Source organism: Pedobacter sp. 01T416_2, from assembly GCF_056398925.1.
The window spans coordinates 1-2,953 of sequence record NZ_JBFTQI010000726.1 but is presented as its reverse complement, the minus strand read 5'-3'; the positions used below and the strand labels follow the sequence as shown (position 1 = coordinate 2,953).

General features: G+C 42.2%; 2 protein-coding genes. Both read right to left on the bottom strand.

From position 1 onward, the window contains the following. Positions 1-2,336, bottom strand: a 2,336-nt coding sequence (locus tag AC1DPQ_RS23125) for a glycoside hydrolase family 2 protein (RefSeq protein ID WP_477611006.1), incomplete at its 3' end; no start/stop codon positions are given. Next, a partial coding sequence (locus AC1DPQ_RS23120) for a glycoside hydrolase family protein (RefSeq protein WP_477611005.1) occupies positions 2,336-2,953 on the bottom strand: 618 nt, incomplete at its 5' end. The genes AC1DPQ_RS23120 and AC1DPQ_RS23125, both read right to left, overlap by 1 nt.

The following is a 2,953-nucleotide window of genomic DNA, read 5'->3' as shown; positions in this document are numbered from 1 at the left end:
CCGGCAGTAGTTGTCGATCTGATGAGCACTCTGTTTACCCCATTTTCTACTGGCAGGTCTTTAGCCAAAATATAATTATCTGGCCCCTGGGCTAAGCCTCCACGCCATTCGGCTGGGCCATCTAAACTAAATTTGATCATATTTGAAGCCGTAGGGCAACGGTTTCCATCCTGATCTGTTACTTCAACCTGTACCAATACCACATCGGCACCATCAGCCTTAAAACCGCTTGGGTTTTTCATTGCAGTAAGTTTTAATCCTACTGGTTTGCCTGCCGTTTTTAATTGTGTTTCTGCCAGTTTTTTTCCTGCTGAAGAATAAGAAATAGCCTTTATTGTGCCTGACTGGTAAGTTATGTTTTTAAAAGTGAACAGAAAACCATTACTTTTTTCACCAAAACCAAGCGATTTATTGTTCAAGATCAGCTCTACCTTGTCGCCACTGGCCACCACATACACATTCTTCTTAACGCCAGCTTTGTAGTTCCAGTGCCCGATTAAGTGGATGCCAGTTTTTTTTGCATCAACCCAACCATCCCACATTACTTTGTGTGCAAAAAAGGCATCTTTAGGAATGCGCATCGCATCCACTTCGCCACTTCTGCGGTAGTTTTCTTCGCCGCGGTGGTGGGTATTCGAATCAGAAAATATAATGTTTACCCCACCAGAACTTACCCTGGTTCCTGTTCCGGGGCGTTCTTCGTAATATTCGTTCCAACGGATTACATCTTCAATGGCAAAAGAATCCTGGTTGCGGTTATAATCGCTGGCATCGGCATCTTTGTATTTCGGACCTGCGCCATTTACATGGAAGGGAGGGGAGAACTCATCCCAATACTTCCGTAGGGCTTCATCTCTCGAATATTCCATAGACCATACTGGTTTGGTTGCGCTTTTATTGATGTACAACATTTCGCCACCATATTCGGCTTCAGGGATATCAAGCATTTCTCTCGATCCGATTGCTCTGCCTCCATTTGGGTCGTAAAGATTTCTAATCTCTTTCATTTCCTGCATGTGCGCTGCACTGATCGATTCGTTTCCACATTCGTAAAAAACGATACTCGGGTTGTTGCGGTTGTAAATAATCGCATCTGTCATTACCGCTTTTCGCTGATCCCAACGGGTTCCGGTAACATCTTTTTCCGAATCTCCGGCAGGCATGGCTTGGATCAAACCTACACGGTCGCAAGATTCTATATCCTGTTTCCATGGCGTAATGTGCATCCAGCGTACCAAATTGGCATTACTTTCTACCATGAGTTGATTGCTGTAATCGCTTAGCCAGGGTGGTACTGATAAGCCGATTGCCGGCCACTCGTTACTGCTGCGTTGGGCATAACCCTTCATCATCAATACACGATCGTTCAAATAAACCATCCCGTTTTTAAATGCTGTTTTTCTAAATCCGGTTTTGGTGCTCAGCTCATCGATAGTCTTGCCTTCAGATTTTAATCTTGAAGTAACCGTGTATAAGTAGCCGTAGCCCCAGCTCCAAAAATTTAAGCCGGTTACCAATGCTTCGGCTTTTAAGGTCAACATATCACCAGCTTTAATATTGGTTTCTGCGGATTTAAAGGTTTTAACTATTTTTCCATCAAGGTCTTTAAGTTCTACCTCATAAACCAGTTTTTTATCTGTTTCACTTTCATTTTTGACCTGCGATTCAGAAACCACTAAAGCTGATTTACCTTTAATATTAAAAGCTTTAGCGTAACAGTAGTTACCAGTAGTTTTTAAAGTAGAATAAAGTGGAAGTGTTTGATATACATTACCGGTAACATGCAAGCGTACGTTTTTCGATATCCCCCCATAATTGGCATTAAAATTTTTATCGTTCCATTGGTAGCCAGAGTTGGTGGCTTTTTCTTTGTAGTTCCAGGCATTATCGATCCTAACCGCAATCACATTTTCTTTGTTCTGATTAATTAAGCTGCTAATGTCAAATCCAAAAGCCATCACGCCATTTTCATGCCGGCCAATAAATTTTCCGTTCAGGTAAAATTCACCCGCCTGCCTAATGCCCTCAAATTCAAGGAATATTTTATTGCTTTGGCTGGTTTCTGAAATGGTAAAATGCTTGCGGTACCAGGCAATACCAGTTGATAAATCTTCTATAGATTTTCTGAAGGCTTCATCTTCGTTCCAGGCATAAGGAAGGGTAATCGGTTTCCATGCCTTATCATCAAAATCGGTGCTTTCTGCACTAGGTAAATCACCTACAAAGAGTTTCCAGCCGGGATTAAAGTTGTAGGTTTTTCTTGGGGTAACTGGTTGTTGCGCTAAAGTGATAAAGGGCAGTAGCGCAACCATTAAGAAAAGGTAAATGTGCTTCATTATTTTTGGTTAGGACTTAATTTAATAGCTAAGGATTTATCACGGTTGCAGCTGATTTCACCATTGGCGTATTCTAATTCTGCCAGTTGAATCACACTTCTTCTGGTCGTGTAGTTATCGATTCCTTTATTTTCGGATGTTCGGCCAGGGTGGGTAAAGTAATAGATATAGGCTTTATCTCCATTCACTACCACATCGGCATGACCGCCCATTACACCATCATCGGTTCCTTTTCCGGGTGCCTGTAAAATGTTTTTGGGCTGGCGTTTCCAAGTGAGGAGATCGGTAGATGAATATATGCCTAGGCCGTTCCAGTTGTCTACTACCATCCAATAGGTGTTTTTCCAATAGAAGACTTTCGGACCTTCGCATCCTTTATCGCCAATTAATTTTTTGCCGCTATCTTCCCAATGGTATAGGTCTTTACTATCGGCATAATAGATGGATTTGCCAGCCATTTCATTGTTGTAATACATGCGCCATCCTTTGTTGTCAGGCAATTTAAATACACAGGCATCAATGCAACGATCGGAGGCAAGGTTCAGTTTGGATTCGAATTTCCAGTTGATGAGGTTTTTACTCGTAAGGTGAACAATGTACCTTGGGTGGCGCCAATC